Annotated in this window: 32 protein-coding genes and 1 other annotated feature; of the genes, 7 read left to right on the forward strand and 25 right to left on the reverse strand. The window is 31.8% G+C overall.

Annotated features, from left to right (window positions below; all coding sequences use genetic code 11):
- The first annotated feature begins 122 nt into the window (after positions 1-122).
- From ychF to ACCQ40_RS06235, 3 genes are read left to right on the forward strand one after another with little or no spacing between them, the layout of a single operon-like run.
- Complete coding sequence (gene ychF, locus ACCQ40_RS06225; RefSeq protein ID WP_410033054.1) at positions 123-1220, forward strand: redox-regulated ATPase YchF; 1098 nt, start codon at positions 123-125, stop codon at positions 1218-1220.
- Positions 1221-1229: 9 nt separating this feature from the next.
- A complete protein-coding gene (locus tag ACCQ40_RS06230; RefSeq protein ID WP_394018421.1) occupies positions 1230-1844 on the forward strand; it encodes a thymidine kinase in 615 nt (204 codons plus the stop codon).
- Between the two features lie 60 nt (positions 1845-1904).
- Positions 1905-2918: a D-alanine--D-alanine ligase family protein gene (locus ACCQ40_RS06235; RefSeq protein WP_410033055.1), complete on the forward strand. Its 1014-nt coding sequence runs from the start codon at positions 1905-1907 to the stop codon at positions 2916-2918.
- Positions 2919-2960: 42 nt separating this feature from the next.
- On the opposite strand, the gene ACCQ40_RS06240 is transcribed toward ACCQ40_RS06235, so the two are convergent.
- The 9 genes from ACCQ40_RS06240 to ACCQ40_RS06280 form a co-directional block, all read right to left on the reverse strand.
- Positions 2961-3347: a hypothetical protein gene (locus tag ACCQ40_RS06240; RefSeq protein WP_410033056.1), complete on the reverse strand. Its 387-nt coding sequence runs from the start codon at positions 3345-3347 to the stop codon at positions 2961-2963.
- On the reverse strand, positions 3347-4066 hold the full coding sequence (locus ACCQ40_RS06245) for a YdjY domain-containing protein (RefSeq protein WP_410033057.1): 720 nt from the start codon (positions 4064-4066) through the stop codon (positions 3347-3349). The genes ACCQ40_RS06240 and ACCQ40_RS06245 overlap by 1 nt, the downstream gene beginning before the upstream one ends.
- Positions 4067-4137: 71 nt before the next feature.
- Entirely contained in the window at positions 4138-4392 is a 255-nt protein-coding gene (locus ACCQ40_RS06250) for a hypothetical protein (RefSeq protein WP_410033058.1), read from the reverse strand.
- Positions 4393-4448: 56 nt separating this feature from the next.
- On the reverse strand, positions 4449-4844 hold the full coding sequence (locus ACCQ40_RS06255) for a DUF3641 domain-containing protein (RefSeq protein WP_410033059.1): 396 nt from the start codon (positions 4842-4844) through the stop codon (positions 4449-4451).
- 179 nt (positions 4845-5023) lie between these two features.
- On the reverse strand, positions 5024-5401 hold the full coding sequence (locus ACCQ40_RS06260; protein ID WP_410033060.1) for a radical SAM protein: 378 nt from the start codon (positions 5399-5401) through the stop codon (positions 5024-5026).
- Entirely contained in the window at positions 5402-5632 is a 231-nt protein-coding gene (locus tag ACCQ40_RS06265) for a carboxymuconolactone decarboxylase family protein (RefSeq protein WP_410033061.1), read from the reverse strand.
- A 237-nt stretch (positions 5633-5869) separates the two neighbouring features.
- Positions 5870-6403 carry a GNAT family N-acetyltransferase gene (locus tag ACCQ40_RS06270; RefSeq protein ID WP_410033062.1) on the reverse strand — a complete coding sequence of 178 codons (534 nt, stop codon included), beginning with the start codon at positions 6401-6403 and terminating at the stop codon, positions 5870-5872.
- Positions 6404-6415: 12 nt separating this feature from the next.
- Positions 6416-7222: a type I methionyl aminopeptidase gene (gene map / locus ACCQ40_RS06275; RefSeq protein WP_410033063.1), complete on the reverse strand. Its 807-nt coding sequence runs from the start codon at positions 7220-7222 to the stop codon at positions 6416-6418.
- Between the two features lie 45 nt (positions 7223-7267).
- Positions 7268-8065, reverse strand: a complete 798-nt coding sequence (locus ACCQ40_RS06280) for a nitroreductase family protein (RefSeq protein WP_410033064.1) — start codon at positions 8063-8065, stop codon at positions 7268-7270.
- A gap of 73 nt (positions 8066-8138) precedes the next feature.
- Here ACCQ40_RS06280 and ACCQ40_RS06285 point away from each other — a divergent pair, with 73 nt between their 5' ends.
- Positions 8139-9938: an ATP-dependent helicase gene (locus tag ACCQ40_RS06285; RefSeq protein WP_410033065.1), complete on the forward strand. Its 1800-nt coding sequence runs from the start codon at positions 8139-8141 to the stop codon at positions 9936-9938.
- Between the two features lie 56 nt (positions 9939-9994).
- On the forward strand, positions 9995-10504 hold the full coding sequence (locus ACCQ40_RS06290; RefSeq protein WP_410033066.1) for a type 1 glutamine amidotransferase domain-containing protein: 510 nt from the start codon (positions 9995-9997) through the stop codon (positions 10502-10504).
- 39 nt (positions 10505-10543) lie between these two features.
- Here the strand turns inward: ACCQ40_RS06290 and ACCQ40_RS06295 are convergent, their stop codons facing one another.
- Positions 10544-10747 (reverse strand): DUF4177 domain-containing protein, encoded by a 204-nt coding sequence (locus tag ACCQ40_RS06295; RefSeq protein WP_410033067.1) that lies wholly within the window; start codon positions 10745-10747, stop codon positions 10544-10546.
- Positions 10748-10784: 37 nt separating this feature from the next.
- Here ACCQ40_RS06295 and ACCQ40_RS06300 point away from each other — a divergent pair, with 37 nt between their 5' ends.
- Positions 10785-11498, forward strand: coding sequence for a heparan-alpha-glucosaminide N-acetyltransferase domain-containing protein (locus tag ACCQ40_RS06300; RefSeq protein WP_410033068.1), 714 nt, complete (start codon positions 10785-10787; stop codon positions 11496-11498).
- Positions 11499-11525: 27 nt separating this feature from the next.
- Here the strand turns inward: ACCQ40_RS06300 and ACCQ40_RS06305 are convergent, their stop codons facing one another.
- From ACCQ40_RS06305 to ACCQ40_RS06375, 15 genes are all read right to left on the reverse strand, one after another.
- Complete coding sequence (locus ACCQ40_RS06305) at positions 11526-12149, reverse strand: DUF4230 domain-containing protein (RefSeq protein WP_410033069.1); 624 nt, start codon at positions 12147-12149, stop codon at positions 11526-11528.
- A gap of 80 nt (positions 12150-12229) precedes the next feature.
- Positions 12230-13114, reverse strand: coding sequence for an SDR family oxidoreductase (locus ACCQ40_RS06310; RefSeq protein ID WP_410033070.1), 885 nt, complete (start codon positions 13112-13114; stop codon positions 12230-12232).
- A gap of 82 nt (positions 13115-13196) precedes the next feature.
- The gene (gene trmB / locus ACCQ40_RS06315; protein ID WP_410033071.1) at positions 13197-13823 is read right to left on the reverse strand and encodes a tRNA (guanosine(46)-N7)-methyltransferase TrmB; all 627 of its coding nucleotides are present in this window, start codon (positions 13821-13823) and stop codon (positions 13197-13199) included.
- 38 nt (positions 13824-13861) lie between these two features.
- Positions 13862-15229, reverse strand: coding sequence for a branched-chain amino acid transport system II carrier protein (gene brnQ, locus ACCQ40_RS06320; protein WP_410033072.1), 1368 nt, complete (start codon positions 15227-15229; stop codon positions 13862-13864).
- Positions 15230-15294: 65 nt separating this feature from the next.
- Complete coding sequence (locus ACCQ40_RS06325) at positions 15295-15789, reverse strand: GAF domain-containing protein (RefSeq protein ID WP_410033073.1); 495 nt, start codon at positions 15787-15789, stop codon at positions 15295-15297.
- Positions 15790-16395 carry a hypothetical protein gene (locus tag ACCQ40_RS06330; RefSeq protein WP_410033074.1) on the reverse strand — a complete coding sequence of 202 codons (606 nt, stop codon included), beginning with the start codon at positions 16393-16395 and terminating at the stop codon, positions 15790-15792. It abuts the gene before it with no gap.
- Positions 16392-16742, reverse strand: coding sequence for a Spx/MgsR family RNA polymerase-binding regulatory protein (locus tag ACCQ40_RS06335; protein WP_410033075.1), 351 nt, complete (start codon positions 16740-16742; stop codon positions 16392-16394). The genes ACCQ40_RS06330 and ACCQ40_RS06335 overlap by 4 nt, the downstream gene beginning before the upstream one ends.
- Before the next feature lie 57 nt (positions 16743-16799).
- A complete protein-coding gene (locus ACCQ40_RS06340) occupies positions 16800-17567 on the reverse strand; it encodes an EFR1 family ferrodoxin (protein WP_410033076.1) in 768 nt (255 codons plus the stop codon).
- Between the two features lies 1 nt (position 17568).
- Positions 17569-17850: a DUF503 domain-containing protein gene (locus ACCQ40_RS06345; RefSeq protein ID WP_410033153.1), complete on the reverse strand. Its 282-nt coding sequence runs from the start codon at positions 17848-17850 to the stop codon at positions 17569-17571.
- Positions 17851-17859: 9 nt separating this feature from the next.
- Positions 17860-18471, reverse strand: coding sequence for a YesL family protein (locus ACCQ40_RS06350; RefSeq protein WP_410033077.1), 612 nt, complete (start codon positions 18469-18471; stop codon positions 17860-17862).
- On the reverse strand, positions 18471-20093 hold the full coding sequence (locus ACCQ40_RS06355; RefSeq protein WP_410033078.1) for an extracellular solute-binding protein: 1623 nt from the start codon (positions 20091-20093) through the stop codon (positions 18471-18473). Before ACCQ40_RS06355 ends, ACCQ40_RS06350 begins: the two co-directional genes overlap by 1 nt.
- Before the next feature lie 9 nt (positions 20094-20102).
- Positions 20103-20999: a carbohydrate ABC transporter permease gene (locus ACCQ40_RS06360; protein ID WP_410033079.1), complete on the reverse strand. Its 897-nt coding sequence runs from the start codon at positions 20997-20999 to the stop codon at positions 20103-20105.
- Between the two features lie 9 nt (positions 21000-21008).
- The gene (locus ACCQ40_RS06365; protein ID WP_410033080.1) at positions 21009-21971 is read right to left on the reverse strand and encodes an ABC transporter permease; all 963 of its coding nucleotides are present in this window, start codon (positions 21969-21971) and stop codon (positions 21009-21011) included.
- Between the two features lie 9 nt (positions 21972-21980).
- Complete coding sequence (locus tag ACCQ40_RS06370) at positions 21981-23108, reverse strand: ABC transporter ATP-binding protein (RefSeq protein WP_410033081.1); 1128 nt, start codon at positions 23106-23108, stop codon at positions 21981-21983.
- 292 nt (positions 23109-23400) lie between these two features.
- The gene (locus tag ACCQ40_RS06375; RefSeq protein ID WP_410033082.1) at positions 23401-24477 is read right to left on the reverse strand and encodes an FAD-dependent oxidoreductase; all 1077 of its coding nucleotides are present in this window, start codon (positions 24475-24477) and stop codon (positions 23401-23403) included.
- A 130-nt stretch (positions 24478-24607) separates the two neighbouring features.
- Positions 24608-24843: a binding site (T-box leader), on the forward strand.
- A 75-nt stretch (positions 24844-24918) separates the two neighbouring features.
- On the opposite strand from ACCQ40_RS06375, the gene ACCQ40_RS06380 reads away from it, so the two are divergent.
- The gene (locus ACCQ40_RS06380) at positions 24919-26070 is read left to right on the forward strand and encodes a uroporphyrinogen decarboxylase/cobalamine-independent methonine synthase family protein (protein WP_410033083.1); all 1152 of its coding nucleotides are present in this window, start codon (positions 24919-24921) and stop codon (positions 26068-26070) included.
- The last annotated feature ends 25 nt before the right edge of the window (positions 26071-26095 follow it).

Below are 26095 nucleotides of genomic sequence, written 5' to 3' on the forward strand. Positions count from 1 at the left end.
TATTTTATAAAGTAATTATACCATTTTAGCCATTCTTTGGTAGCGAGTATCCAATTGAATTTTTTGCCAAATCAATTATAATAAAAGCAATGTTTAAAATTATTTAAGGGGTGTGATGATAAATGAAACTTGGAATTGTAGGATTGCCAAACGTTGGTAAATCAACATTATTTAATGCAATTACAAAAGCTGGAGCACTTATTGCAAACTATCCATTTGCAACTATTGACCCAAATGTGGGCCTTGTAAATGTGCCAGATGAAAGACTAGATGTCTTAGCTAAAATCAGTGAATCAAAAAAAGTTGTCCCAGCTGCAATAGAATTTTATGATATAGCAGGACTTGTAAGAGGAGCATCAAAGGGTGAGGGCCTAGGTAACCAGTTTTTATCAAATATTAGAGAAACTGATGCAATTGTTGAGGTTTTAAGATGTTTTGATGATCCAAATGTAACTCACGTTGATGGATCAGTAGACCCTATCCGTGATATCGAAACAATAAATCTTGAGCTAATCTTTGCAGATCTTGAAATGATAGAAAAAGTTTTAGAAAAGCGCAGAAAAGTTGCTAGAAATGATAAGGAAGTAGCTAAAGAAGTAGAAGTTTTAGATAAGGTAAAAGAAGTTCTTGAAGAAGGAAAATCTGCAAGAGTTTTAAATCTAAATGACGATGAGAAAAAACTGCTTCGCTCCTACCAACTTCTATCAACTAAACCTATTATTTATGTGTGCAATGTAAATGAAGATGATGCTGCAAACGATGGAGCTGATAACCCATATGTAGCTAAAGTTCGTGAATTTGCAAAAGGTGAAAATGCAGAAGTTTCTATAGTATCTGCAAAAATTGAACAAGAAATCTCTGAGCTAGATACAGATGAAGAAAAAGCAGACTTTTTAGAAATGCTTGGCCTAGAAGAATCTGGTACTGACAAGGTAATAAAAGATAGTTACAAAACTCTAGATCTTATATCCTATCTAACTACAGGAGAAATGGAAACACGCGCTTGGACTATAAAAGATGGTACAAAAGCAGTAGATGCTGCTGGAAAAATCCATTCTGACATATCCCGTGGTTTTATAAAAGCTGAAATAGTTTCTTATGAGGATTTAGTAAATAGTGGATCTATCAATGCTGCACGTGAAAAAGGCCTTTTAAGAATGGAAGGCAAGGACTACATCATGAAAGATGGCGATGTAGTAAACTTTAAATTTAATGTATAAGGTTAACTAATGAAAAAACAAGGAAAATTAATAGTTCACACAGGCTCCATGTTTTCAGGAAAAACCACTTCCCTATGGCGAGAATTATACAGGATGAGGATAGCAAATTATAAAATTGCTGCTTTTAAACCAGCTGTAGATAATCGTGATGATGATAAAAAAATAGTAAGTCATGATAATTTAGAGTTAGATGCTATAAAGGTTGAAAATCTAAATGACGTTTTGGAATATGCTACAAATCACGAACTAGATGCCATAGGCATAGATGAAGTCCAATTTTTTCCAAATGACCCAACAGAAGTCATAGATATCTTTAATGAACTTATGGATAAAAATATTACTATTGTAGTTTCAGGGCTGGATATGGATTATAAAACAAGACCCTTTGAAATTATCAAAGAAATAATGCCAATAGCAGATGAACTAACCAAACACCATGCCATTTGTGCAAATTGTGGCGATGATGCCTGGGCCTCATATAGAAAATCAACTGACGAATCAAGAATCCAAATTGGTTCAAAGGACAAATACGAGCCCTTATGTAGGGAATGCTACAACCAAATGATGAGTGAAAGAGAAAAAACTAAAAACCAAATATCATTAGAATTAGGTGAAGATGCCTAATTCTTTTTGTTTGTAATAAAAAAATTTATTATACTAATATATTAATAAGAAGGAGTACATATGAAAGTAGCTTTAGTATACGCAGAATACGAAAATATGACAGATGAAATTAGAGAAGTAAATCCAAATGCAGATAGAATTATGAAAAATATGCTTTCATCTATCAAAGAAGCACTAGAATACAGTAACCACGAAGTTTTTGAAATCCCAGCAAATATTGATATGATGAGAAATATTATGGAAATAGAAGATTTAGATGTTATATTTATCCACTATGATCCATTAGAAAACTTAAAATTACAAGGAAATGTATTTGCAGCCCTAGAATTATTAGGTATTCCTATCGTAGGTAGTGGCATGCTAGCCCAAGCAACAGCCCTATCAAAAGAAACCGCAAACCTAATACTTGCTTCTCACGGGCTACCAATAGTAAAATCTCAAATTTTGTTTGCAAAAGATGATGAGCTAAAAGAAGAGCTTAAAGAATCCTTCCCTCTCTTTGTAAAACCAGAGTCAGAAGCTGTATCAGTAGGGATTAGAAGGGATTCCTATGTAGAAAATGAAGAAGAATTAGCAAACACTCTAGATAGAATCTTCTCAGAAGTAAACCCTCCTATTATAGTAGAAGAATTTTTACCAGGTAGAGAATTTACAGTTGGTGTCCTAGAAGATATGGGCGAAGTAAAAGCTTTAGAAGTTACAGAAATAACCTTTGATAAGGAAAGTGGTGTAAGCTTTAGAACAAAAGATGTGGTAAAAAATAAATGGACTATAAAAACTACACCAGCTAAAATAGATGAAGAGTTAGAACTAGAAATGAAATACCTAGCTATCAAATCATTTAAGGCTATGAATTGTGATACTTATGCAAGAATCGATATAAGGCTAAATGCTGATGGTGAGCCTTACATTATGGAAATAAATACTATGCCAGGTCTATCTAAATCTTCTTCTCCATATGTCTTAGAAGCAAAAGCATCTGGGATAGAATATGAAGAATTAATAGATAAACTAGTAAAATCAGCCTACCATAAGGGTGCAGATAATAAAAAGCTAGGTATTGGAAAATTTTAATAAGAAAAAAGCAGAATCTAAAGATCCTGCTTTTTTTATGTTTTAATTTTTTAATAAAGATTTTTTCTTTTTATAAAAATCATAGTAAACTATTAAGCTAGTAACAATAATTATTATGATTAGAAATATCTTAAAGTTTTCTATTTGCATTGGCAAATAAAATGCATCTCTAAGTTCATAGGAAACTCTGGGAAATTTACCTAAGATAAACGCTACTAGCATCAAAGCTTCTCCTATCAAGAAAGTTTTTACATACTTAAAATCTTTTTTGATAATAAACACTAGCATTATGATAAAACTAGCATATACAATGTGCCTAGCATGAATTCTCATATCAAGCCAGACACTCAGGCTAATTAAACTAGTGGCTATAGTAAATAATATTATTGAGCCTAGTAAATATCTTGATACTTTTGCTAAAGTATTCATTATCCTCTTATGGAATAAACAATAGCTATTGGTGTGCCATCTGCTGGAGCTAGGTCTTCGTTTATACCAAATTCAACAATTTTTGTTTTTTCTACAGAACCAAATGGATAGTTAGCATTTGATGTTATACCAACTGTACAAGAATCTAGGCAAGATAAGCAACCTGTTTTCTTTTTATTTGATCTGTCAAGGTTTCCTGTAAATCTTAAGTCAACACCCTTTCCATTAGGATCTACAATAAAGTCATTTACATCTACTCCCTCTTCGTTTCCTTCCCAGTAAAGAGTTACATCAAGAGGTGTTCCTTCTGATGTTGTTTCTTCTGCATTTTCTGGAGTCATATTATCTCCAGGCTCTGCCCCAATATCAAGTAGAGCTTGGTGGAAATCAGATGGAGCTGTGTATGATTTAAATACTGGCTTGTCAGCAAATTTACCTGTTTCAGATACCACTAAGTGTCTAGTAGATTCTGTTAAGAACTTACCGTTAAAGTTTGCATATACTGTAATTGTTTGATTTTCTTTATCAACAACAATATTATTTTCTTTACTTACGCCTTTAATTTCTTCTGCAACTTTTGCAGTTGTATCAGCTGTTTTTGAAGTTTCAGTTTTATTTCCTGCTGCATCCTCTGCTGGAGCTGCATCTTGGTTAGAACAACCTGTTAGGATGGCTCCTGCTAAAGCTAAACTTAGAAACAAATTTTTATAATTTTTCATATTACTCTCCTTATAAATTGTTATTTTTTATATAATATATTTTATCATGCTTTATTGAAAAACACAATAATTTAACAACAAACTTCGCTACCTTCTCCATCATCTGCACTAATAGATCCTATGTTACCTTCTATAGCCTTTGGTTTAGGTGAACCACATCCGTAAAAGCGGGTAATAATTTCATCTGGTAATTCTTTTCTAATCTCTTTTAGATAATCAGGCATGGCATCACTTGCACATGAGCAAATATTAGTTTGCATTTCGCCTTCATCTTCTGTAGTGATTTTGCTATAATAATCACTTACTTTTTTTCTCAAATCTGTCATATAACCTTCTCATATAAAAATTATTCTTTAGGAGTAACCTACTCCAGGGAGCCACCTCAGGAAGAGCCCGCCCCTGCTGTACAGCTATAGCAATGATTTGCTGTAACTATCGGTCTATTTCCCAAATCATTTGCTGTAATATCAAATATAGTTTTATTTTTTCCTCTTATACCAAGACCTAGAGCCAAGTTGAAATCACAATCATGGATAGTGCCATCATAATCAACTGATAAAGTCGACCTACACATGACCTCTTCTACAACTTCATCATTGAAAGAATTATATAAACGATTCATATACCTATCTAAGTTTCGTGACTTATCTAACCATCTTCCAAAATTTCCTATAGGTGAATTTGTAATTGCAAATAAATCGTTAAATACTATTCCATAATCTTCTTTTAGTTTTACCCTATATACTTCTTCTAGTTCCTCCTCTGATTGAGGAATCATAGCTCCAGAAGGGTTGTAAACTAGGTTTAAATTTAAATCAGGATCTTTACCATAACCTAATTTATTTAAAATTTTTAAAATCCTTATAGAATCTTCAAAAACTCCAATACCTCTTACCTTATCAGTTCTTTCTCTTTCATAAAAAGGTAAACTTGCTATGATATCTACCTTATGGTCTTTTAAAAATTGAGGGATATCTGCGTATTTTTTTTATTATAAATAGTAAGATTTGACCTAATCATTACTTTTTTACCAAGCTTACTAGCTTCTTCTACTAGATATTTAAAAACTCCACTCATTTCTGGAGCCCCACCTGTGATATCTACTGTTTTAAAGTCATAAGATTTTAAAAGCTCTAGGCATTTTTCAGCCACATCCATACTCATATCTTCTCTGCGGTTTGGATTACAAGAAAGGTGGCAATGCTTACAAGCTAAGTTACAAGTTCTTGTAACATTTAATTGGAGGGTATCAATTTTTTCTTTAGTTTTTAATTTATAGCGAACCCTCTCATCAAATTTTGGTACAGCTTGGTTTACTTTTTTAAAATATTCCACTTAAAATTCCAAATCGTCTATGATATTTTTCATTTGAACGCTAGTAACAAGCGTAATACCTGCTTGCATGGCACTTGCTACATGGACTGCTTCCATCATTTCTTCTTTGCTAAGTCCTAAGTCTAAGCATTTTGTTGTATAAGCATCTATACAATATGGGCATTTTTCTGCATGGGCTACTGCAAGAGCTATTAAAGCTTTTGTTCTTACAGAAAGTTTTCCCTCAGCCATTACTTTCCATAATAATTTATAAAATTATCCCAATGTTCTTTATGTAAGTCTGCTAAATCACCATTATTAAATTTATCTAAATCAGATGTGTTAAAATATTCGCTCATCTTAAGTCTCCTTATCTTTTATTAATATATAATTATTTATTTAATATGATTTTACATTATATGAAAAGGTTTTGCTAATTTATAAACTTATAAAGATTTAAAAAAAATCCTAGGAATCTAACCTAGGATTTTAATTTTCAATTATTTTTATATTTTCATTTATATAATCTTTATCAAAAATATTTAGATAAGTCTCAAAGTACTCATCAAGACCTGCATCTTTAGTGGTAGCCATAAGCTCCATTTCTATGCCAAAATAGTTTATTCTATCATCTAAAACCTGATATCCGTTTTTTATATAAAATGATTTTCTCCTATTTCTTATAACATAATCATCAGCATTTTTAAAATTTGTACTTTCGATTTCAATTATTAAATCATCATATTTTTCTTTTAATAATGCTAATGACTTACTACCCAATCCCTGCCCCCTATATTTTGAATCGATAGCAAAATATGAAAGTAAATGAATATCTTGATTTAAATATATTACAGCGAGACCAATATTTTTCTCGTCCACTTTTAAAATATCAATTTCAATTAAATTTTCACTATTAAGATCATATAGGGTTTGGATATCTACTCGTTCTTCTTTTGGAAAAGCGCTTTTATATAAATTTTCAAAGTATTTTTTATCAGTTGCATTTAAAGATTCTACTTGCAAGAAAAACCCCTACTAAAATTTATAAGATTCTATAAAGGCTAGGTCTTCTTCTGTCAGTTTATATTTACTTTGATCAGTAATTACTTCTGGGCCATCTTCGTGGATGATTAATTGGTGTTCAAATTGACAAACATTTGATCCATCTTTTGTTTTTGCTACCCAACCATTATCTTCAAGTTCCATTGGCCAGTTGCCACTTGCAATCATTGGCTCTATAGTAAATACCATACCTGCTTGGATACGTGGGCCTCTGTGAGCCTTGCCGTAATGTGGTACTTGTGGGTCTTCGTGCATTTCTTTTCCTATACCATGGCCTATAAAATCACGGATAACTGAAAAATCATTTTCTACTTCTGCATATTCTTGGATAGCATGGCCTATGTCCCCTATTCTATTGCCAACTTTTGCCTCTTTTACTGCACGATTTAATGATTCTAAAGTCACATCCATTAATTTTTGATCACGGTCTGCTAAGTCTCCAATTGCATATGACCAGCATGAATCAGCTAGTCCTCCCTCATATTCGATTACATTATCGATAGAAACTATGTCTCCTTTTTTTAAAACATAATCTCCTGGAAAGCCATGGCAAATTTCATCATTTACTGATATGCAAAGAGTATAAGGGAAGCCACCATAACCTAGCTGGGCTGGCACTGCATTTTTGTGATCTACTATAAATTTATTGGCAAAGTCATCAAGCTGTTTGGTTGTCATACCTTCTTTGATAATTTTTTGGATAGCAAGATGAGTTTGGCAAAGTATTTCTGCTGCTGCTCTCATCTTTTCAAAATCATTTTCTGTATATAATCTAATCATATTTACCTTTCAATTAAAATAAAGCGACTAAAAGCCGCCCTATTCTTACATTTTCTTTGTTGCTATATATGTGTATTTATCAGATGAAATTTCTGGATTTACATCCCAACCACTTGGCATAGCAAGTGATTTTCCTAATTCATCGATATAATACATTATTATACCAGCATCTATTAAGTTTACATCACCTTTAAAGTTTTCGATATATAATTTTATTTCATCATCAACTATTACAAATCTCCAAGGTTGTTCATTGTGAGTTGATGGTGCGAATTTTGCATAGTCAAATATATCATTTAGACCTCTTTGTTCTAGGTCTTCATCTGTTGCTTGAGTATCAAAGTCACCTAGGAAAACTAAATCTTCTGTAGGTTTTCTATCATCATATCTTTGTTGGCGGACTTCATCATCTAGTGGATATCCAACTGCTAAAAGTAAATTAACATCTCCATCTGTAAAGTTAAAGGCAGATTTTTTAACTGTAGTTTCTACATCTGAAACTGTAATCCAGCATGAGCCAAGACCTAGTTCATTTAATCTTGTAATTATTTCTTCCATACCATAGGCCCCTTTTACAACTGATCCAGGGTTGTTATTTAATGCATTTAAGGCAATATAAGCTGGAGCTTTAATCATTATTCCTCTATATCCAGCTACTCCTTCAAGGGCTTTATATACAGATTCTCCATCAGTATTTACTAAAAAAGAAAGGTCTTCTTTACCTAATTTTTCTGCTTCAGCTTCTACAATATCAAATATTTTTCTTGTAGCATTCTCATCTAATTTTTTCTCTTTATAATCTCTAGTTGAAGTTCTAGTCTTTAAAAAATTTGTTGTAAGCATTGTTACCCCCATATATGTATTCTAATACAATTTTACCATATTTTAATAAATTTTTATATGGTATGATATTTGTATGAAATTAACTGAAAAACAAAAACTTGCAGCAAATCATAAAAATGGACCTTGCCTAGTCCTTGCCGTACCAGGGGCTGGTAAAACAACTATGCTTTTAGAACGTATAAAAGTTTTATCTAGTGAAGTCGACCCATCACAAATTCTTTCTTTAACTTTCTCTAGGACTCAAGCTCTAGATATGAAAAATAGGTTTGAAAAAGAAAATGAAGTTAAGTCAAACTTTATGACTATCCACGCCTTTTGCTATCTAATAATTAGAAATTATTATAAAAAAACTAATAGAGAGTTAAAAATCCTAGAAAATGATGACCTCTACAATAAATACAACCTAGTTCAAAAAATATATTTTGATATCAATGGCAAAATAATGTCATCAGAAGACCTTAAAAACTTTTTTACAGAAGTGGGCTACATGAAAAACAGCATGGCTGATACTTCTTATCTTAAGAATTCACAGATAAAAAATATAGAAAAAATCTATCTTAGCTATGAAAATTTCAAAAAAGAAAACTCCTTTATCGATTTTGATGATATGCAAGTGCTAGCCCTTAAATTAATAAGTGAAAATCCAAAATTACTTAAATCTATTAAAAATAAATATAAGTACTTTCAATTAGATGAAGGCCAGGATACCTCTCTCCTGCAATTTAAATTAATTGAGAAAATAATATATCCAGAAAATAATTTAATGGTTGTGGCAGATGATGACCAGTCTATCTATTCCTTTAGGGCAGCAGAACCAGATTACCTTTTAAATTTTAAAGATAAATTTCCCCATTCAAAAATAATTACCATGGATGAAAATCATAGGTCGCAAGCAAATATTATTAAAGTTGCTGGTGATTTTATCAGACAAAACCAATATAGGTATGAGAAAAACTTATTTACCAACAAAAAACCAACTAATAAGGTCCATAAACATAAAGCCCGTGATAGCAAGGAAGAATTTTCCTATATTTTAAAAAATATTGAAAAAGATAAGACCAATGCTATCTTGTATAGGAATAATATATCTGCATTAAACCTAGTTTCTTTTTTTATGGAAGAAAATATAGATTTTTCCATAAATAATGGGTCTAGTGATTTTTTTGATTCAAAGATCTTAAAAGACATGGTTAATATCATTAATTTTTCTAATGATTTTTATAATGTAGAGCTATTTACAGAAATTTATTATATGATAAATTCATATCTATCCCGTGAAGAGATTGAAAAGCTTAATATCAAACCACAAAACTATACAGTTTTTGACTACCTTCACGAATATATAAATGATGAAAAAGCCTATAATCTATTAAGAAAAGAAAAAGAATTTAAAAGTTTACGCACCATGGATTTAGATAAACAAATAGCTTATATCTATAACAAAATGGGATATAGGGAGTATATCAAGATGTTTTCTAATAAGTACTATGAGGTTGTAATAAATAAGGACTTATATGTAGAAAGCTTAGTCAATTTTACTAGGGGTCTTAAAAGTCTAGATGATTTTTACAAAAAGATAGAGGAATTTGAAAGAATTTTAAATAAACGTAAAGAATCAAATATTATACTCTCTACCGTCCACAAGTCTAAAGGACTTGAATATGATAAGGTATTTGTCATAGATCTAGTTAAGGGAGAATTTCCCATTCTTTTTGATTTTAAAGATAAAACACAAAGACTTGAAGAAGAACGTAGGATGTTTTACGTAGCCATGACTAGGGCACGCGAAGACCTACATTTATTAAGCTTAAACTACCGAAATAATCATAAAGTTGAGCCTTCAGAATTTTTCTTAAGTATTAAAAATAAATAATTTGGGTATACATAAAATAGAAAGCGAAACTAAGAGCTTTAAAAGGAGATAAATAAATGAAAAAAGTAGCAATACTAATTGAAAATAGATATGAAGAACCAGAACTAATTTATCCATACTGGAGACTTAAAGAAGATTATGAAGTTACTCTTGTAGGTACTAAAGCTGATACAGAATATGTAGGAAAAGCTGGTGGCTACAAAATGAAATCAGATATTGCAAGTTCTGATGCAAAAGCTAGCGACTTTGATGCAGTATACATTCCAGGTGGATTTTCACCAGATGGTATGAGACAATCAGAAGATACAGTAAATTTCGTAAAAGAAATGAATGAAGCTGGCAAACTAATCGGAGCTATCTGCCACGGACCATGGGTTTTAGCAGAAGCTGATATCCTAAATGGAGTAAAAGCTACATCAGTAAAAACTATTAGCACAGATATTAAAAATGCTGGTGCAAACTGGGTAGATGAAGAAACAGTTGTAGAGGGAAACATCGTTACAGCAAGAACTCCAGAAGATCTTCCAGCTCACGTTACAAAATTTGTAGAAGAACTTGGAAAATAATATAAAATTTAAAGCCCCTAGTTGGGGCTTTTTTCTTTGCTAAATTTCTCTTTCAAAAATTATTTGGTAGTAGTTTATCATAAAAAGTCCTGCCTTTTCCTTTGGTACCACCAAAACTTGGGATAATCTCCATCCATCATTAGCATTTTCTTCTATGACTTTTTCTACCTGGTCCATATTATTTGACTGACTTTCCTTAATGCCATTACTAATAAAAACTTTTTCAAACTTATACTCAAACATAAGGCCTCCTAGCTAGTTTTTATGTTATAATACTATCATGAAAAGAAATTATAATCTAGATAAGTGGCGTGGATTTACTATCATTTCCATGGTGCTTTTTCACTTAATGTATAACATAAATTATTATTGGCAAATTCCTTGGTATGATGGCACAATTTTAAATAAAGTATGGCAATTATCAATAGCCTGCTCATTTTTTATCATATCAGGGATTACTTCAAATTTTCTAGATGCAAATAGAAATATTAAACGTGGAATAAAAACAAGCCTAATAGGCTTTACAATTACCCTTATAACCTATCTTGCTGCCCCCGATCAATTTATCCTATGGGGAGTGCTAAATGGTCTTGGTGCATCTATGATAATTACAGGTATATTACAATATTTTACGGATATTTCACCAAAGTGGGCCTTGGTATTTTTATTGCTTTTTATAACCACCTATAAAATTCCAAGAGGTATCCTATATAACATTAGTTTTTTTAAAGAATTATATGACCTAAACTTTTTTTACCTAGGCTTCCCATCAGCAGATTTTCATTCTACTGATTATTTTGCAATAATTCCTTGGACATTTATCTACCTTTTTGGCTACACTTTAGGTAAGGGTTTAAAAAATAAAAATTTCTACGGAAAATTTGGTAATGATAACTTACTAGCAAAAATTGGTAGATACGCTATGCCAATCTACCTTGCCCACCAGATTATTTTATATCCTATGGTTACTTTAATATATAATTTAGCAAAATAAAAACTAGGAGCATAATCTCCTAGTTTTTTACTTGACAGTTACAGTATATTCTTCACCTATAACTGGATTTAGATTTAATAATTCTTTTACAGCCTTTATAGTCTGATCTTCTGCTTCTTCTAATAGTCCTTTATCTATTGCTTCTTTTTCTACTTTTGCTTCCTCTTCTTTTCTAAAGTTTGAATAATCTTCTAGCTCTAGTGGATTAAAAATAGAATCTTGGTCATCATATACCATTACACTATTTTCATCTATGTCGTGGCTTAGAATTTTTGTTTCTGGAAGAGTTATATTTATTTTCTTTGCTTGTTCATTTACTTTTACCTTAGCCTCATCTAAATCCACACCGGCATGGATTTCACCTTCATAGGTGTATAAAAATCTTTTTGTTGTAAATGGTATTTTCATGCCTTGAAATTGCTGACTATTTTCAAATGAAGCTATATTTTTGTAGTGATATTTTAAAGTTGTAAGCTCTTTTGCTTCTTTTAAAGCTGCTTCTACCGTTTCTGAAGTGACTTTGGTTTCTTCCTCTACATTAAATATATTTTTTGCTGCAAAAAAAGCTGCTAGCATTAGTATTGCTACGATAATAGCAGCTATAAGTCCTTGTTTAAATCTATTTTTACTTTTATTTCTATTTTCACCCATATTAATTCCCTTATTTATTTTCTATTCTTATTATACTTATAAATTAAATAAAATAAAGTTTGGATTAAATGAATTTAATATTATATGCTCCTGCTTCCTCCTGTTAACCCATAAACTTGGGCTGATACATATGAACTATCATTGGATGCTAAAAATACGTAAAGTGGAGCTAGTTCTGCTGGTTGACCTGATCTACCCAAAGGTGTTTTTTGGCCAAAATTTTCTATATCGCTATTACCTTCATCTAATTGAAGAGGAGTCCAAATTGGACCTGGTGCTACTGTATTTGCTCTAATGCCCTTTGGAGTAAAGTAAGCTGCAAGTCCTTTAGTAAAAGTAAGCACTGCCCCATTACTTGTTGCATAGTCAAGAAGTTCTCCTGATGGTTCGAAGGCTTGCATAGAACTTGTAGTAATGATGGATGCACCTGGTTCTAAATATTTTTCTGCTGCTTTTACCGTTTCAAACATAGAGATAATATTTACATTCATGGTATCTCTTACTTGTTTCATTGATAATTCTTCTAAACTATCTGAGACAATTTGTTGGGCAGAGTTTAACACTAAGATGTCAACTGTTCCAAATTCTTCTACTGTTTTTTCTACAATTTCAGTTCCAGTTCCTTCTTCTCTAAGATCAACCGGGATTATTAGTGCTTTTTTGCCTTCAGCTTCTATTAATTCTTTTACTTCATTAGCATCAGCTTCTTCACCTGGAAAATATTGAATAGCTACATTTGCTCCTTCTCTAGCAAAAGCAATAGCTGCTGCACGTCCTATACCAGAATCTCCTCCAGTTATAAGAGCATTTCTACCTTGAAGTTTACCATGTCCTACATAAGATTTTTCTCCATGATCAGGTTTATAGGTCATATCAGCTTCTACTGCTGGTGTGTCTTGGTCTTTTTCGTGGTATCCTTCTGTATGGTATAAAGTTCTTGGGTCTTTTAGATATTTGTTTGTCATTATAAAACTCCTTTAAAATTCTTTATTTAAATTATTACCCCAATAAATCATCAATTAAATTTTTCATAAAAAAAGACTAAGTTTATTTAAACTTAGCCTTAGCATAGTATATTGGTTTGTCGCGCGCTCTCCATTTTTTCTCATATTCTGTAACTATTGATTTTTCTTCTGGCAAGTCATACTCTGCTTCTAAGACTTCTAGGCCAAAGTCTTCATAGTATTTTAAAGAGTCTTCAAAAAATGGTAAATCATCTGTTTTTTGTTCTATAATTCCCTGATCTTTTATAATTTTTTTATATCTTTCAAGAAATCTCTCATGGCTTAAGCGTCTTTTGTGGTGCTTTGTTTTTGGCCATGGAGTAGAAAAATTTATATAAATATGGTCTATCTCATCCTCATCAAATGTTTCTGTAAGCTCTTCTGCATAGTCCACAAGTCCTATGACATTGGTAAGTTCTTCATCAATTATTTTTCTACTAGCTATTACAAAAGCATTTGTATTCATCTCTAGGGCAATAAAATTTATATCAGGATTTTGCTTTGCTTTTTCAATAATAAAATCACCCTTACCCGCTCCTATTTCTAGATAAATCGGATTATCATTTTCAAAAACTTCATGCCATTTGCCTTTCATATCTCTGGGATAGAAAAATATCCTATCATTTTCTTTCATTTCTGGTATAGCGTTTGGTTTAAATCTTAATCTCATATTCTCCTCACAAAAAAGGCAAGCTTTACTCCTAAGAGCTACTTGCCTGTAGTGTATGTTATTTTACTTTTTTCCTTATTTTTATCAATTATATAACCTATCATAAAACCTATTATAGCAGGTAGGGCCCAGCCAAACCCTAAATCAAATCCTGGTAAATATTTATTAGGAAATGACAAAATAATTGTCACAAGGCTACTGGTAGATATACTCTCTGGGAGGTTTACTAATAAATCAAAAAATGCTGCAAAGGCTGTAAATGCTAACGTCCACCTATAGATTGTTTTTCTCTTACCAGTTTTTATAGAAACCATTGATAAGAAAATAAGGGCAATTGATAGTGGATATAAAAACATTAAAACCGGTAAAGATAATGAAACTATCCTGCTTAGTCCCAGATTTGCTATTAAAAATGATACAATAGAAAATATTATGCAGTACTGCTTATAGGTCAAATTAAATGAAAGCATCTCGCTAAACATTTCCGAACAAGCTGATATAAGACCAATGGCAGTTTTTAAACAAGCTATAAAAACTATTAAACTTAATAGGATATGGCCAAAAGAACCTAGGTAATGGTTAGAAATTTTTGCTAAAATTATAGCACCATTTTCTCCCCCATCCATAATATGGGCAGAAGTTGATCCAAGGTAAGCTAGGGAAGAATAAACTACACCCATAGCTAGTAAACAAACAAGCCCTGATTTTAAAACTTCACGACCTATATTTATAGGTTCTACTACTCCTAATTTTTTTATAGCAGAAATAATTAATACTGCAAAAGCCAGAGATGCTGGTGCATCTAGGGTATTATATCCATCTATAAAACCTACTGTAAAGGGATTAGATTGATATTTTTCATCAGGATTTACACTAGCAACTGCTCCCATAGGTTTTACAAAACCTAAAATTGCTATAAGAGCGAGCAATATTAAAAAGATGGGTGTCATAAATTTTCCAATAGTATCTATTAAATCTCCTTCTTTTACTGCAAAAAAATATGCCAAAAGAAAAAATACAATAGAAAATCCTAGCAAATATAAAGTATCATTGGCTCCTACCAATGCTTTTAGACCCACTTCGTATGATACTGTAGCTGTACGTGGTATGGCAAAACCTGGTCCTATACATAAGTAAAGTAAAATAGTAAAAAAATATGCAAAAAAATCTCCAGCTGGCTTTGCAGATTCAAATAGTGATCCGCTATCACTTAAGCCAGTTGCAACTATACCTAAAATAGGAAGACCAACTCCGGATAACAAAAAACCTACAGTTACTGGTGTAAGATTTACTCCTGATCTTTGACCTAGTTCTAGTGGAAATATCAGATTTCCAGCTCCAAAATATAGGCCAAATAAAAGTGATCCTACTAATAAAACTTCTTTAAAACTTAACTTTTCTTTCATTCATTTTCCATCCTTTAATGGAATAATTATATCAATAAATTTATAATTTTACCATAAGTAAAGGACTAAAAAGGATAAATATTATCCTCTATAAGTTTTCCTATTTTTGTAAATCCTTCTACTTCTATATTAGTAAACCTATTTTTTATAGGACTATCTAAATCTAGGACTCCATAAACCGTACCATCTTTAAACAAAGGAATTACTAGCTCACTTTCTGAGGCGCTATCACATGCAATATGGTCAGGAAATTCGTTGACATCATCTACTTTTGTAACTTTTCTATCTCTAAAGGCCTTTGCACATACTCCCTTATCTAAACTTAATCTTGTACAAGCTGGTTGGCCTTGGAAGGGCCCTAAAACTAGTTCATCTTCTTTATAAAGGTAAAAACCAGCCCAGTTTAAATTTTTTATAGTTCCCATAATAAAACTTGAAATATTACTCATAAGAGCTAGGCTATCACTTTCATCATCTAGCTGAATTTTTATATAATTAATCAGCTCATCCATACGCTCTTGATCATTTAACTTCTCTATTCCTCTAATTTCTAATGACATTTATTCCTTCTTTCCTTTACTTAAAATTTTAATAAGTTCTTGATTTTCTTTTATCGTATCTGCTATTATCTCATCCAAAAAATTATTAAAGGCATCTTGGCCAAAAGAGTCTACTAGGTAGGTTTTTAAATCGTGGATGAGTTGATAATTGTTAATCCCATTTGGATTATCTGTTACTATTACATCATAGGTTATAGCCATATCATCACTTGCATCTTCACTATTTCTTATTTTTGTATTTACTATCTCATACTCAGCTCTCTTATACCTTATTTTTACAGGATTGCCCTCTTGTTGTAAAAATATTTTGATATTATCATTTATTTTAAATTCCCTATCATCTGAGTAGGTACTTATAAGCCCCATTATTTTTTCACTAGTATTATCATTAAAGAAAAAATCATTTAAGGCCTGCTTATCACTTGTAATTAGACTCTCTAACTCACTACCGGTACTTTCCAAAGTTTTTATATTTTCAGATACAATTTCATTACTTGTCTTCTCTTCTTTTCTAAATGGCAAAGTTTCTACTAAATAATAGGCCACTAGTAAAACAAAAAGGTAGAGAATATATCTTTTGCTTTTATTGTCCATTTTGTATTTCATAGGTTCTCTACATATTTTTTTACATCAGGACCTACAAATATATCACCTTCATCAGTAAAGAGTATAGGTCTTTTTACTAGCATGCCATCTGTTGCTAATAAATCATAAGCCTCATCATTACTCATATTTGGTAATTTATCTTTTATATTATTTTCCCTATAAATCTTACCTGAAGTATTGAAAAATCTTTTTATAGCGAGTCCTGTCTTTTCATGCCAAGATTTTATTTCTTCTGCTGTTGGATTTTCTTCTTTTATATCCCTATAATCATAGGAAATGCCTTTTTCATCAAGCATTTTTTCAACACCCTTGCAGGTGGTACATATTTTATAGCAAATTAACTTCATATATTCCTCCTAATTTGTATTAAAATAGTGGGTAATGTTTATACCCACTTTTTATCATTATACGTTATTTAAGTTTTTATTATAATCTGGATGCAGATATTGGCCCTTGCCCTTGGTTCTTTTTCCATAGTCAATGGCATTGGTTGGACAAGCATGGATGCATCTTAGGCAAAGTAGACAAGAATCTTTTACCCAAACTGGTTTTCCATCCTCCATTTTTATAGCATCTACTGGGCAATCTCTTGCACATGTCCCACAAGATATACAAGCATCACTTACTTCAAATTTACTAGTTGATTTAAATTTGCGATAAGCTGATTGAATTATATTTCCTATAAATTTTGGGACTTGTGAATCTATAAAGTTCCCGTAAACTCCATTGTCTAGTCGTTTTTTGATAAGGGATATTTCATAGTCAGCTTCTTCATTTACTCTAGCTATTTTTTCTTTATCCTTAACATCAGAAAATAGGATAAATGTTTCTGGCATCCTAATAGCAAATGAAGCATCTAATTCCATTCCTTTTTTTATTAAAATATCTTTTACTTGCTTGCTACTATAGCCAGTGGATCCCCCACAAGTCCCTATGAAAAATGTATAGGGATGATTATCGAAATTTATTTGTAAATTTTTTAAAAATTCTTTTACATTTACAGGTAGACCCCCAGCATGAGATGGAGCTAGGATCCCTAACCTATCATTGTCTTCTAAATTTATTTCTTTCAAATCTTTTTGCTTATCAACAGCAATTATTATCTCACCCTCATAGGCTATCTCATCTACAACGTGCTTGGTATTGCCCGTTGCTGAAAAATATATGAGCATATTAAATCCTTTCTATATAATAATCTAAAATTTCTACTGGATACTTCGTTTCTATTCTTACTAGCAAATTTTCTAAAATCTCTTTGGCAGTGTCATTATCATTTGAAATAGTAACAAAACCCATGTGAGCTAAATTTCTAATATCGTTACTAGAAAGCTCAGCAGATGAAATTTTTAAATTATTACGAGCATAATCTATTATAGATTTAACAACTTTTCTCTTATCTTTGAGACTAAAGCTATTATCAATCCTTATTTTTATATCTAATAAATATATGTAAATACTATCGACCTAACTTTCTTTTTGTTTTTTTTCTTTGATTTTTTCAACTGATCTATAAGTAAACCAGGCAAAGGGCATAGCCACTAGAGGTGCTCCTAAAAATAATATTAATATAGGAAGTCTTACTAAAACTTGCTCTATGAGTAGTTCACTTAAAATTACAGAAATTAATTCAAAAGGAGAACTAAGGGCTATTAGCATAGCCTGCTTGAAATAATTTTTAAATGATAAATCAAATCTGAGTAGAGTGATAGGCACATGACTAGCTAATATTATATAGATTATTAGTAAAATTAACAAGATTAGTCCAACTGCTTTGTTATTTATATAGTTTTTATTAATATAATAATCAAAGATTAATAAAGCTCCGCTAAGTAAAAGCACCCACCCTACTTGGTTGGATTTTTTAAAATTTTCCTTATATGATTTTTTAAATAGATAGCTTAAAACTTCATCATCTTCCTTATAAAATTTTATTGAAAGTATATCTATAACTGCCATAAAAGAAGGGAAGACACCAAGTATGATGCCTCCCCTTAGTGAGTAGCAAATAAAATAGGCCTGGAGGATAAACATATCCCCCAGAAAGTTACCTATTTTTATTAATTTGTTATCACTCATTATTCAATAGCTTTCCATCTATCATAAGCTGCTTGGTAGATTTCAATTAATCTTTCAGCCCCGATTTTATTCATAGTATCCAGGTACTCTTGCCAAGTTTGGTCATTTAACTCTTTTGAGCCATTGATAAATTGAGCTTCATTTTCTTTCATATAAGTTTCAAGCTCTACAGTTATATCACTTACTTCCTCATTTTCTTCATTTGTTAGATATGTTAATGGGAAGATAATTTCACCGTTATTTAGGATTTTTTCTTCAGTTTCTTTTTCAATAAAATCATTAAAACTGCTATCTGTTTCTCCGCCTATTGGATCTAGAGGTACAGAGTAAGCTGGTACTGTAATTCCATAGGCTGGTGTTACATAGCCACGATATTTTTCTACATCATCAGAATTTTTTGCAGCATCTGAATATTCTTTAATAGTTTTATCATCATTCCACACCCAGTATGAACCTTCTGGACCGTAGTATAAATAATCAAAACCATCTTTTGTATAGAAAGTATCTATCCAACGTAGGGCTGCTTCAGGTGATGGGTTTTTGCTAGAAATTGCAAATGATCCACGTTTGATACCAGTTACTATTGGCATTACAGGATCTTTTTGGTATTCACTTGTAAGTGGGGCAAACATTGGGTCATTGATTGCTTCGCTTTCATCACGTCCTGTAATAAAGTATGAAAACCATTCTTGGAAAACTCCTAGCCTATCATCTTGGCCCTTTGCTTGTAATTGTTCTTTTGATTGGGAAAAGATTTCTTGGTCGATTAAGCCTTCAGCATATAGTTTGTGCATAAATTCTAAATAGCCTCTAAAACCTGGATCAGTAAATGAATATGAAACCTCATCATCATTTACTTGTACTCCCCATCCTTTTAGGCCAAAGGCTGGCATAAACCAGTGGCGGATACCACCAAAGTTTACATCTGAAATTGGAATTTCATCAGCCTCACCATTGCCATTTGGGTCTTCATTTTTAAATCTAACCATCAAATCATAAAACTCATCTGTAGTTTTTGGTAAATCTTTCACACCAAGATTATCTAACCATTCCCCGTTATACCAAACTGGACCCATAATCCATTTTGAAGTTGGTCCTTCATTGATGTGTGGGATAGCATAAATGTGGCCATCTGTAGTTGTGATCGATTTTTTAATTTCAGGATTTTCTTCCATTAATTTATTAAAATTAGGTGCATATTCTGGAATCAAATCTTCAAGTGGTGCTAAAAGTCCTTGGCTACCATAATCTACTTCTGCAGCAGCATTTAAGGTATTTGGGCCTCCAGCATATATTACATCAGGTATATCCCCACTTGCAAAGTCTAAGTTTAATTTTGTTTTAAATTCTGATTGGGGTGGTGTTGTGATATCCATGTGAACATTTGTTTTTTCTTCATAGTCTTTTATAAAGTCCATATCATTCCACTCGTTGATGCCTAGACCTGGAGCTACCATAGTCATAGTAATTTTTTCATCAACTATTGGATAGCCCTCTTTATTTACTTCAACACTTGATTTAGGTGCATTATTTGCTGCTTCATCTTTTGGACTATCAGCATTATTACCACAAGCAGCTAGAGATAGAGCCATAGCTGCTGTTAAAAATATTTTTTTATTCATATATTCTCCTTAACCTTTTACCGATCCTATCATAACCCCTTTTACAAAATATTTTTGTAAGAAAGGATATATTAAAATAATAGGAAGGGTTGAAACTATCATAACTCCGTATTTTATAACCTGAGCTAGTTGTTGCTGGCTATATAAAAATTTAGCCATCTCTCCTGACATGGACATATTTGGATTTGAACTCATATCTTGAATTACCAAAATCTCCCTTAAAATCATTTGCAAAGGATATTTGCTTCTATCATCTATATATAAAAGCGCTCCAAAATATTGATTCCAATGTCCTATCCCATAAAATAGAGCCATCACTGCAAGGATGGGTTTTGAAAGTGGCAATATAATTTCAAAAAATATTCTAAAAAAGCTTGCCCCATCTATTACAGCTGATTCTATAAGTTCTTCTGGGATATTAGTTTGAAAATATGTTCTTACTACAATTAAGTTATAAACTGAAACTGCTCCAGGTAAAATTAGGGCCCACATAGAGTTTTTAAGGCCCAAACCTGTGATGAGGATATAAGAAGGAATAAGTCCCCCACTTATAAACATAGTTACAAGGATAAATTTCATAAAAAAATTACGGCCCGGTAGCTCACGTCTTGCTAGGGCATAGCCTGCTGGGATGGTAAAGGCTAAGTTTACCAAAGTCCCTACTAGTGTATAAATAATTGTATTTAAATATCCATTCCAAATATCTTTATTTCTAAAAATAATCTTATAACCTTCCCAAGTAATATCCTTTGGAAATAAGAACATTCTCCCAGAGTTTACAGCATTTGGGGAAGAAATCGATGCAGAAACTATATATAAAAGTGGATACAAAACTACTATTAAAACTAAGATTACTATAAGGTGGATTATTATATCAAAAATCCTATCTGAACTTTTCTTTTGCATAAATCCTCCTTACCATAAACCTATATCAGTTACTTTTCTAGTGATTTTGTTTACACTTAAAAGCAATATTGCATTAATAGCCGCATTAAATAATCCCACAGCTGCCGCATAGGAATAGTTTGCATCTATCAAACCTTGCTGGTAGGTAAAGGTTGATATAACATTGCTTGCTGCCATATTTAATGGGTTTTGCATCAGTAATATTTTTTCATAACCCATAGACATTATAGAACCAAAGTTCATGATTAATAAGATAATCATAGTTGGTACTAAAGCTGGTAAGTTTATATAAAGTAATCTTTGAAACCTGCTTGCCCCATCTATAGCTGCTGCCTCATGCAGTTCTGGATTTACACCAGCTAGGGCTGACATATAAATAATGGTATTCCAGCCAGTATTTTGCCATATCCCAGATAAAACATAAATAGTTTTAAACCACTTAGGATCTTCTAAAAATGCGTGGCGATCTCCTCCAAAGGCGGCAATTATGTGGTTAATGATACCTGTAGATGGAGAAAGAAAAGAAACTAGCATCCCAACTATAACTACTGTTGAAATAAAGTGGGGTGCATAGGTTACTGTTTGGGCAAATTTTTTAAAAAATCCATTTTTTAATTCATTAAAAACTAAGGCAAGGATAATAGGCATTGGAAAACCTAAGATAAGTTCGTAGATGCTTATGCCTAGGGTGTTTTTTATCAAATCTGTAAAATAATAGGAGTCAAAAAACTTTTTAAAATGGTCAAATCCCACCCATGGACTGCCAGTGATACCCAAAGAAGGCATATATTTTTTAAAGGCAATTTGTACCCCATACATAGGCCCATAGTGGAAGATTAAAAAATAAATGAGGGCTGGTAGTAAAAATATATATAATTGCCAGTATCTTTTTAAATAAAATTTGATGCGGCCACCTAGGGATAAGTCAGAAACTTTAGAAGGTAATTTATCTTTTTGACTAGTTTTTTTCATAATAACCTCCTAAAAATGACTAACATCGTTAGATTTTAGTATATTTAGGCCAGTTTCCTTATCAAAAATAATTATTTTTTCTAAATCAAACTTAAGTCCTATTTCTTGACCTATAGCTACACTTCTTGGTGGGTTAAACCTTGCTACCGACTCCTCATTACTTTGTGGACTATTAAAATATACATAAGTATCACTTCCTAGCTGCTCTACCTTTTTTGCAAGGACGGTTAGGTTTTTATCCTCATCTTCTAAGTCTCTATAATAAATATTTTCAGATCTGATACCTAAAACTACATCCAGGGATGATTTTTTTAAATCTAACCTATTTTTTACAGACTCTGGCAAAGAAAATTCCTTATTCCAAAGCTTAATAAATATATCATCATCCTTATTAGTTAGCTTTGCCTGATAAAAATTCATCTGAGGCGAACCTATAAAGGCAGCTACAAAAAGATTTTTTGGATTGTGATAAAGGTTAGATGGAGTGTCAAATTGTTCAACAACTCCTGCATTCATAACTGCTATCCTATCTCCCATAGTCATAGCTTCTGTTTGATCATGGGTTACATATATAAAAGTAGTTTCTAAATTTTTATGAAGGCTAACTATTTCCCCACGCATGGCTACCCTTAGTTTTGCATCAAGGTTTGAAAGTGGTTCATCAAATAAAAATACTTTTGGATCACGAACCATAGCTCTGCCTAGGGCAACTCTTTGCCTTTGGCCCCCAGAAAGAGTACCTGGTTTTTTGTTTAAAACTGACTCTAGCTGAAGGATTTTAGCAACCTCATCTACTTTTTTGTATCGTTCTTCTTTTTTCACTCCAGAAACCTTTAAAGCAAAGGCAATATTATCCCTTACTGATAAGTGCGGATAAAGGGCGTAGGATTGAAAAACCATGGCAATATCACGGTTTTTAGGCTCAACTAAATTTACCAGATCATCACCAATATAAAGCCTGCCATCAGAAATCTCCTCAAGTCCTGCTATCATTCGAAGTGTGGTCGACTTTCCGCAGCCTGATGGTCCAACTAAAACTATAAATTCTTTGTCTTTTATATCTAAATTTATATTATCAACAGCTTTGAAACCGTTTGGATATATCTTAGAAATACTTTCAAGTTTTACTTCTGACAAATCACCCCTCCTTTTCTTAATAAAAACTCCCAATAACTGTGAAGGTGGCAGTTTTTGGGAGTGCCAAATATAATATGATATATTATTTTGTTACTTATATTATATAATAAAATATTTTCCTTGTAAATCAAAGGCTCAATTATCAATAACTTTATTTATAAAAATTTAATTAAGCCCCCGGGGGTAAAATTGTATTTATTAATCAGTGTATAAATATATTTAAACTTTTTAAATTTTCTTATTAAACTATTTAATAGGCATATAATTTTTAAATACCTATAGAGTAATATTTTTATTTTTCAACTTTCATATAATCTCTGTCTATCTTATCTTTAATCATCCAACTAATTTTCCCATACTTAGAAAAATTTCCATAATTTGCTAGGGCCTTTTTGTTGCAACAATTTATAATTTGCAGATATTTTTCTTGCGGCCTATAAGCTTTAAAATCATTATCCCCATTTATTAGCTTTAGTAAATTTTCATAAAGAATAGGAGCTTCACGTATAGCATATACCCCTGCCTTGGGCATGGATGGATATTTTTTAATTGTTGCAACATCTCCCATGGCTAGGGTATTTTTGCTTGCTAAAAGATTTTCATCAACTCCTAGATAATTTTGTCCAAAGGTCATAAAACCATCAAAAGCAACATCTGGGCCGCTAAAACCTGAAGTAACAAAGGCATGGTCAAAGTTATAGGAATTTTTATATGTAAATATTTTATTATCTCTAACCTCCATAACTCGTTCATTTTTTATAACTCTTATGCCTTTTTGATATAAAAGTTTTTCAAAGCTTTTTTTGGCCTTATTATTAAAATTTTTTAGAATATCTCTAGCTGTAATTATACTAATATCAGCCTTTGGAAAGGCTGCTTTAAAAGATAAAGCAAGCTCTACACCAGATGCCCCTGCTCCTATAAAGGTAATTTTTGGATGTTGCTTTTCTTTGGATAAGTTTATTATTTTCTTTTTTGCATTTACTACATTTAGGATAGGTTTTACTAAGGTTACACCCTTAAAGTCTGTATTAAAGTTTAATTTAGATAAGGATCCTAAATTTATTGATAAATAGTCATAGCTATATGCCTCACTTTCAGTAACCACCCTTTGCTTTTCTTTATCTATGCTGATAATTTTTTGCTCAATATAACATACATTTGCCATTTTGCAGAGTTTTGGCACGTCAAAGGATATTTCTTTTTCTGTGTAGATCCCTTCTATGTAACCTGCCAGCATACCTGAATAATATTGTCTTTTATAATCAGTTATCAAAATTATCTTATTATCTTTAATTGGATTTTTGATTAAATTTTTAAGTACATTTATATGGCCATGGCCGCCACCAGCTAAAATAATTTTTTTCATACTCTCCCCGCCTCTTTGTTGATATAATCATTATACTAGACTTTATTTATTAATAATAATTAATTTTTTTTGATGAAAATACAAAAAATATTTGACAAAACAAAAATCACTCCCTATAATGTAGCTAGAAATAAAAACGTTGATGAGAAAAGTAGCATTGCTAAAACCTACCCAGAGAGGCTAAGTTTGGTGAGATTAGTCTAGGTAAAGCAAGGTGAAAATGGCCTCTAAGTTGGTTATCCGAATTTTTAAGATAATCCGTGTGCGCACGTTACAGCGATAGGGTATAAATTTGTACCTGATGAGTTATTAATTGCGAGATTGATATAAAATTAAGGTGGTAACACGAGTGACCTCGTCCTTTCTAAGGACGGGGTCTTTTTTTATAAAAATTTTACTTTAGCGTTTTATTTCTAAATATTTTTAATAAAGGAGCTAATAATGAGCGAAAGATTTTTAACAGTAGGATCGTTACTAAGAGAAGAGGAATTATTAAAATACAAAAAAGAAATAGAACACAGGGATGACATTACATATCCATTTTATGATGACATCGAAGGATATAAGGAAGCTGAGGATGAGGCAGTAAAAAATGTAGTTGATGCACAAATAAAGCATAACCTACCACAAATAACTGATGGAGAATACTCCAAGTCTCTTTGGCACTTAGACTTTGTCTGGGGTCTTAATGGAGTAAAAAGATATATCGATGAGTCTGGATATTTCTTTAGAGATAAGGATAACAAAAAAGAAAAATACGAAACTAGAAAAGATATCGGCATCAAATTAACTGATAAGCTTAGCGGCAAAAACCACCCATTTATTGATGATTTTAAAAGAGTTAAAGACCTTGCAGGAGACAAGGAAGTTAAACAATGTATACCTTCCCCATCACATATTTATGGAGAACTTTCTCTATTTGGTAGACTAGATGATGGCTACTATGCTGGTAAGATTGACGAATTTGAAAAAGATTTGAAAACATCCTACAAAGAATTTTTAGATGACTATAAAAAAGCTGGTGGCAAAATAATCCAATTTGATGACTGCCTGTGGGAACTATTTGCTGAAGACAATGAGGATTCTCCATTTTCAGCTGACTCTACTGAGGCTGAAAAAAGAGAGCTTGCCTATAAATTTATAGATATAAATAATGAAGTAATAGACTATGCCCACAAGCTTGAACTAAAGGTTTATACTCACAACTGTAGAGGTAACTACGACTCAAGATCTATGAGTGATGGATCTTATGAGTCCATAGCAGATTTATTTTTAGAAAAACAAAACTACGATAGATTTTACCTAGAATGGGATGATGAAAGAGCAGGATCTATTGAAGCTCTAAAAGCTTTTAAAAATAAGGATAATGAAGTAGTTTTAGGTCTACTTTCCAGTAAGACAAATAGCTTAGATGATGAAAAAAGAGTAAAAGAGCTTTTAGAAAAAGCTAGCGAAATTATAGATAAAGATAGACTTTACCTCTCCCACCAGTGTGGTTTTGCATCTTGTGATGGAGGAAATGAGCTGACTATAGATGAGCAATGGCAAAAAATTGACCAAGGTCAAAAAATAGCAGAAGAATTTTGGGGATAAAAAAGTGCAGGGACCTCCCCCTTGC

This window comes from Anaerococcus cruorum (genome assembly GCF_046365495.1).
Lineage (GTDB): Bacteria > Bacillota > Clostridia > Tissierellales > Peptoniphilaceae > Anaerococcus > Anaerococcus cruorum.

Coding starts and splice junctions, on each gene's coding strand:
- ychF (WP_410033054.1), top strand. CDS start 123: ATGAAACTTGGAATTGTAGGATTGCCAAACGTTGGTAAATCAACATTA.
- ACCQ40_RS06230 (WP_394018421.1), top strand. CDS start 1,230: ATGAAAAAACAAGGAAAATTAATAGTTCACACAGGCTCCATGTTTTCA.
- ACCQ40_RS06235 (WP_410033055.1), top strand. CDS start 1,905: ATGAAAGTAGCTTTAGTATACGCAGAATACGAAAATATGACAGATGAA.
- ACCQ40_RS06240 (WP_410033056.1), bottom strand. CDS start 3,347: ATGAATACTTTAGCAAAAGTATCAAGATATTTACTAGGCTCAATAATA.
- ACCQ40_RS06245 (WP_410033057.1), bottom strand. CDS start 4,066: ATGAAAAATTATAAAAATTTGTTTCTAAGTTTAGCTTTAGCAGGAGCC.
- ACCQ40_RS06250 (WP_410033058.1), bottom strand. CDS start 4,392: ATGACAGATTTGAGAAAAAAAGTAAGTGATTATTATAGCAAAATCACT.
- ACCQ40_RS06255 (WP_410033059.1), bottom strand. CDS start 4,844: ATGATTCCTCAATCAGAGGAGGAACTAGAAGAAGTATATAGGGTAAAA.
- ACCQ40_RS06265 (WP_410033061.1), bottom strand. CDS start 5,632: ATGGCTGAGGGAAAACTTTCTGTAAGAACAAAAGCTTTAATAGCTCTT.
- map (WP_410033063.1), bottom strand. CDS start 7,222: ATGATTAGATTATATACAGAAAATGATTTTGAAAAGATGAGAGCAGCA.
- ACCQ40_RS06280 (WP_410033064.1), bottom strand. CDS start 8,065: ATGCTTACAACAAATTTTTTAAAGACTAGAACTTCAACTAGAGATTAT.
- ACCQ40_RS06285 (WP_410033065.1), top strand. CDS start 8,139: ATGAAATTAACTGAAAAACAAAAACTTGCAGCAAATCATAAAAATGGA.
- ACCQ40_RS06290 (WP_410033066.1), top strand. CDS start 9,995: ATGAAAAAAGTAGCAATACTAATTGAAAATAGATATGAAGAACCAGAA.
- ACCQ40_RS06295 (WP_410033067.1), bottom strand. CDS start 10,747: ATGTTTGAGTATAAGTTTGAAAAAGTTTTTATTAGTAATGGCATTAAG.
- ACCQ40_RS06300 (WP_410033068.1), top strand. CDS start 10,785: ATGAAAAGAAATTATAATCTAGATAAGTGGCGTGGATTTACTATCATT.
- ACCQ40_RS06305 (WP_410033069.1), bottom strand. CDS start 12,149: ATGGGTGAAAATAGAAATAAAAGTAAAAATAGATTTAAACAAGGACTT.
- ACCQ40_RS06310 (WP_410033070.1), bottom strand. CDS start 13,114: ATGACAAACAAATATCTAAAAGACCCAAGAACTTTATACCATACAGAA.
- trmB (WP_410033071.1), bottom strand. CDS start 13,823: ATGAGATTAAGATTTAAACCAAACGCTATACCAGAAATGAAAGAAAAT.
- brnQ (WP_410033072.1), bottom strand. CDS start 15,229: ATGAAAGAAAAGTTAAGTTTTAAAGAAGTTTTATTAGTAGGATCACTT.
- ACCQ40_RS06325 (WP_410033073.1), bottom strand. CDS start 15,789: ATGTCATTAGAAATTAGAGGAATAGAGAAGTTAAATGATCAAGAGCGT.
- ACCQ40_RS06330 (WP_410033074.1), bottom strand. CDS start 16,395: ATGAAATACAAAATGGACAATAAAAGCAAAAGATATATTCTCTACCTT.
- ACCQ40_RS06335 (WP_410033075.1), bottom strand. CDS start 16,742: ATGAAGTTAATTTGCTATAAAATATGTACCACCTGCAAGGGTGTTGAA.
- ACCQ40_RS06340 (WP_410033076.1), bottom strand. CDS start 17,567: ATGCTCATATATTTTTCAGCAACGGGCAATACCAAGCACGTTGTAGAT.
- ACCQ40_RS06350 (WP_410033077.1), bottom strand. CDS start 18,471: ATGAGTGATAACAAATTAATAAAAATAGGTAACTTTCTGGGGGATATG.
- ACCQ40_RS06355 (WP_410033078.1), bottom strand. CDS start 20,093: ATGAATAAAAAAATATTTTTAACAGCAGCTATGGCTCTATCTCTAGCT.
- ACCQ40_RS06360 (WP_410033079.1), bottom strand. CDS start 20,999: ATGCAAAAGAAAAGTTCAGATAGGATTTTTGATATAATAATCCACCTT.
- ACCQ40_RS06365 (WP_410033080.1), bottom strand. CDS start 21,971: ATGAAAAAAACTAGTCAAAAAGATAAATTACCTTCTAAAGTTTCTGAC.
- ACCQ40_RS06375 (WP_410033082.1), bottom strand. CDS start 24,477: ATGAAAAAAATTATTTTAGCTGGTGGCGGCCATGGCCATATAAATGTA.
- ACCQ40_RS06380 (WP_410033083.1), top strand. CDS start 24,919: ATGAGCGAAAGATTTTTAACAGTAGGATCGTTACTAAGAGAAGAGGAA.